Source organism: Dolichospermum lemmermannii CS-548, assembly GCF_028330815.1.
GTDB classification, from domain to species: domain Bacteria; phylum Cyanobacteriota; class Cyanobacteriia; order Cyanobacteriales; family Nostocaceae; genus Dolichospermum; species Dolichospermum lemmermannii.
Genome location: NZ_JAQMTJ010000300.1, coordinates 1 through 4,519, shown reverse-complemented (window position 1 = coordinate 4,519; position 4,519 = coordinate 1). Strand labels below are relative to the sequence as shown.

5 protein-coding genes and 1 pseudogene are annotated in these 4,519 nt (G+C 39.5%); 5 read left to right on the top strand and 1 reads right to left on the bottom strand.

All coding sequences use genetic code 11. The features are described from left to right. A pseudogene (locus PN450_RS21435) lies at positions 1-112 on the bottom strand (photosystem II q(b) protein); the annotation flags it as partial. Positions 113-524: 412 nt separating this feature from the next. Here PN450_RS21435 and cofG point away from each other — a divergent pair. The 5 genes from cofG to PN450_RS21410 all read left to right on the top strand — a co-directional run bounded on the left by cofG (position 525) and on the right by PN450_RS21410 (position 4,285). Next, the gene (gene cofG / locus PN450_RS21430; RefSeq protein WP_271837498.1) at positions 525-1,493 is read left to right on the top strand and encodes a 7,8-didemethyl-8-hydroxy-5-deazariboflavin synthase subunit CofG; all 969 of its coding nucleotides are present in this window, start codon (positions 525-527) and stop codon (positions 1,491-1,493) included. 81 nt (positions 1,494-1,574) lie between these two features. Beyond that, positions 1,575-2,429, top strand: a complete 855-nt coding sequence (hpsJ-B, locus tag PN450_RS21425) for a hormogonium polysaccharide biosynthesis protein HpsJ (RefSeq protein WP_148764891.1) — start codon at positions 1,575-1,577, stop codon at positions 2,427-2,429. A 234-nt stretch (positions 2,430-2,663) separates the two neighbouring features. Next, the gene (locus PN450_RS21420) at positions 2,664-3,167 is read left to right on the top strand and encodes a hypothetical protein (protein WP_015079960.1); all 504 of its coding nucleotides are present in this window, start codon (positions 2,664-2,666) and stop codon (positions 3,165-3,167) included. Between the two features lie 137 nt (positions 3,168-3,304). Further along, positions 3,305-3,721 carry an MAPEG family protein gene (locus tag PN450_RS21415; protein ID WP_148764893.1) on the top strand — a complete coding sequence of 139 codons (417 nt, stop codon included), beginning with the start codon at positions 3,305-3,307 and terminating at the stop codon, positions 3,719-3,721. 72 nt (positions 3,722-3,793) lie between these two features. Then, positions 3,794-4,285 (top strand): YajQ family cyclic di-GMP-binding protein, encoded by a 492-nt coding sequence (locus PN450_RS21410; protein ID WP_015079962.1) that lies wholly within the window; start codon positions 3,794-3,796, stop codon positions 4,283-4,285. Positions 4,286-4,519: the final 234 nt, after the last annotated feature.

Sequence of the window (4,519 nt, the reverse complement as noted above, 5' to 3'; positions counted from 1 at the left end):
TCATTAATACTCCGAACCAACCGATATATAAACGGTTGTCAGTGCTGGTGATCCATTCGCAGAAGCGATTCCATACGTTAGCACTTTCGCGCTGTTGTAAGGTAGTTGTCATGTGTTTATAATTGCGTTTGAGTTATGTATGTTTTGGTAGGTGTTTCTACCTCATGAATTTATATTAAGCCTTATGTTTCGATTTGTAAAGGGGTTTTCGTAATATTTTTTAATAAATCTTGTAAGTTGGGTCATAGAGAAGGTTATATTGTAGACAGGCTGCGGGTTTCAGGCATTAATTATTTTTGTGATAATTTCTGATTTTCTTGGAACGCAACTCCCTACTTCATTCATAAACCCCTGCATTTTTGGGCGCAGACCCTGCTCCCTACTATATAAACCTCGTCCAAGTTGAAAACTGGAGTTTTTCAAAAGGGAACAGGGAACAGGGAACAGGGAACAGGGAAGAGTATAGGATTGGGGAATAAAACCCAATTAAGAAAAAACTATGGGTTTCAAAGTAAACGCGGTTTATGTCTCTATCTAGTCAAAATATTGTTACCTATAGCCCTGCTTATACTATTGTTCCCACTTATGAGTGCTTTAACCGCTGTTCTTATTGCAATTTCCGCACTGAACCGGGTAAAAGTCCTTGGTTGACTCTTGGGGAAGCTAAAGAGATTTTTTTACAACTTAAAAAACAAAATGTCTGTGAAATCCTGATCTTGAGCGGTGAAGTCCATCCCCATTCAGCCAGACGGGAAGCTTGGTTTGAGCGAATTTATGATTTGTGTGCCTTAGCAATAGACATGGGATTTTTACCCCATACCAATGTTGGTCCACTGAGTTGGGTAGAAATGCAAAAACTGAAAACGGTGAATGTGTCAATGGGGTTAATGTTGGAGCAGTTGACACAAAAACTATTAAGTACAGTCCATCGTCATGCACCAAGTAAATTGCCCCAAGTGCGATCGCAACAATTACAATGGGCAGGAGAGCTAAAAATCCCCTTCACCACAGGGTTACTTTTAGGAATAGGGGAAACAGAGACAGATTGGTGGGAGACTTTAGCGGCTATTTCTGAATCTCATGCACATTACCATCATATTCAAGAGGTAATTCTCCAACCCCACAGCCCCGGAACGGTGCAAACCTTTGACGCACCACCATTTAACCCTCATCAATTACCAGAAATTATCGCCAAAGTGCGGGAAATTTTACCAGCAGACATTACAATCCAGATTCCCCCGAATTTAGTTAAAGATGAAAATTGGTTACTCGCTTGTATAGCCGCTGGAGCGAGGGATTTAGGGGGAATAGGTCCCAAGGATGAAGTTAATCCTGATTATCCCCATTTACAGGAACAGGAACTCAGAAACATCTTAAAATCTGGGGGCTGGGAGTTAGTACCACGTTTACCACTGTATCCCCAGTTTGATGATTGGTTGGGTGCAGGTTTACGACAAAATGTAGAAGAATGGCGAGAAAGATTTAAGCTCTAGACACTGAGCTTTACGCTTACCGGGTAATCCTGTAGCATTAAATATGCTAATTAATTTAATATATTCACACTGTAAACCAATATGGCTACTAACACATCCTCTAACACATCCTCTAACACATCCTTCTTGCTCCAGTTAATAGGTATAATCTGTATATTGTTCTTCTCTGTAGACTGTCTATTTTTATTATTCCCTTTCCAATTTACAGATAAACTCTGGCAAGTTAACTTGTGCAGAAGTCTTGTAGATCAGGGTATTATACCATTGCTTGGTCTGGGAGCAATTCTAATTGCATACTGGGTTAATAAATCTAGTGGATCTAGTGAAAGTAGTCGTTCCTCGTCTTCTGGTCTAAAATTGCCAATTTTTATCCTCTCTAGTTTGTTAGGACTGATATTTTTGTTGATTTTTCCCCTACATCTGAGTAACGTCAATCAAGTAAAGGCAGAGGGGTTAGCACGGATTGAGAAAGAAGCGGAACAGTCAGAAAACCAAGTGAAAAATCAATTAGCACAACTCCAAAATCAACTTGGTAATGATCAGGTAAAAGCATCTCTAGAGAAACAACGCGCTGCATTAAAAGAGCAACTCAGAACCCAGCTAAATGAACTGGTTAAGGATGACGAAAAGTATAATCAGGCACTTAGCAATAGTCAATTACCTGAGGCACAGAAGGATCTACTCAAGCAGTATAAAACAAATCTTAACTCTCTTGATAATTTTATCGCCCAGCAAACAGACCCTCAAAAACTAGCAACCCAAAGACTTAACCAAATTCAGACTCAAACACAACAACAGTTGCAGAAAACCCAGGAAGATGCCTGGAAGGAATTGCGAACTGGTATTAATAGTTTATTATTGTCAATTGGTTATATCGTCATCGGCTGGAGGGGATTAAGAGGTATGGGTATTTTCAAAAGTAGTTCTAGGGTTTAGTAAGTAGGTCGGCGTTAAAAAATCAATCTATGTAACGAAATATAAATTAACGAATACCTTATAAATAGGGTGTTTCACGGTTTTTACAAAACTAAACATATATCGATTTTATTGGGCCGACTTACTTAGCTCGTTAGTAATTTGCTAACAAATAATAATGTAACCCTGGTTAGTATCCTATGTACACGCTGTTTGGTAGAATGTCTAGGTTGTTTAATCTCATGATCTTCATCTTTGAGTCAGTCAATAGATACTATTAAACTCGATACCTTAGCCCAAGAACTAGCAACCATCCAGCAAACAGGTTCCAAGCGGATTGCCTTGCTAGGTTCTCGTCATGTGCCAATTACCCATCAGAACCTCATTGAAATGATGACTTATGCCCTGATTCTATCGGGCAACCGCATCATTACTTCTGGTGCTACAGGCACAAACTCTGCGGCCATCCGGGGCGCAACCAAGGCTGATCCCAACTTACTCACGGTCATTTTACCCCAAAGTTTGGAACGTCAACCCCAAGAATCGCGCCAGCAATTAGAACAGGTTATGCACTTAGTGGAAAACCCCAGTAATGATAACTTGTCCCTAGCTGAAGCGAGTTACCTATGTAACAAAGAAATCGTCTCTCGTTGTCAACAACTAATCTGCTTTGCATTTCACGATAGTCGCACTTTGCTACAAACTTGTAGTGATGCCGAAGACCAGCGAAAAGTGGTAACACTCTTCTACTTTGACTAGAGTGAACGGCAGTTTTTGCAAAGCTAATGATAGAGATGGAAAATCATTGGGTAAAGGGTAATGATTTCACTAAATTACCCCTTATCCATTGACAAAAATGATCAATACCTGACCAAGTACCCTATTAAATTAGTTGAATGTCTTTATCTCTATTACCAGTACCTGCTATTTTTTTATCCTCTATTGTCGTTGCGGCTATTCTCATTTATCTACCCTATTTATTAGTAGCTTTTGCTAGAGTGCAAGTAGGATATGATTTGTCTGCACCTCGCGCCATGTTTGACAAGTTGCCTCCCTATGCCCAACGGGCAACATGGGCCCATGAAAACTCCTTTGAAGGGTTTATGGTTTTTGCCGCAGCCGCACTAATGGCTTATGTCACTGGAGTGAATTCTCCCCAAGGAGTGAATGCAGCGATCGCTTTTCTGATTGCTCGTTTGCTATACTCTATTTTCTATATTGCAAATATACCTTTGTTAAGATCACTCATGTTTGGTATTGCTTCTTTTAGTTCGGGAACTCTGTTTTTCCTCAGTCTCATGCAAGTTAAATAATTAAGCTGAGGGAATAAGGATTTTTAATTTTGCCTCTTCTCTCTTACCAATTACCAATTACCAATTTTATTTATGGCTGCTTCTTTTTCCTTTGATATCGTCAGCGACTTTGATAGACAAGAATTAGTTAATACTATTGATCAAGTCATCAGAGACGTTAAAAGCCGTTACGATCTTAAAGATACTAAAACCACAATCGAATTAAGCGAAGAAAAAATTACCGTTGGTACTGACAGCGACTTTACCTTAGAATCAGTCCATACCATCCTGCGAGAAAAAGCCGCCAAGCGGAATCTTTCTCAAAAAATCTTTGAATTTGGCAAAGTTGAATCTGCCAGCGGTAGCCGTGTTCGTCAAGAAATTACCCTCAAAAAAGGCATTAGCCAAGAAATTGCTAAACAAATTTCTAAGATAATTCGGGACGAAATTAAAAAGGTGCAAGCCTCAATTCAAGGTGACTCTGTGCGGGTAATAGCTAAATCAAAAGATGACTTACAACTCGTGATTCAACGGCTTAAACAAGAAGATTTCCCCGTCGCTTTGCAATTTACAAATTATCGCTAGAAAATACAATTGACAACTGTTAGTTGTCAATTATTAATTGTCAATTACTTCCGTCCCCCAATACTTTTTTGAAATGCCGGACGTTCAGATATAGAGAGCATAAATAAACGGAGTAATCTGTAGTTTATGTGAACCAAACCACCCTGAGCGTAGTCGAAGGGTAAACGTTATCTAGGTCATAACACCTTGGGATTCGCTAGTCCCCTGCCATGTTGCTACTTATTAAACAATCCG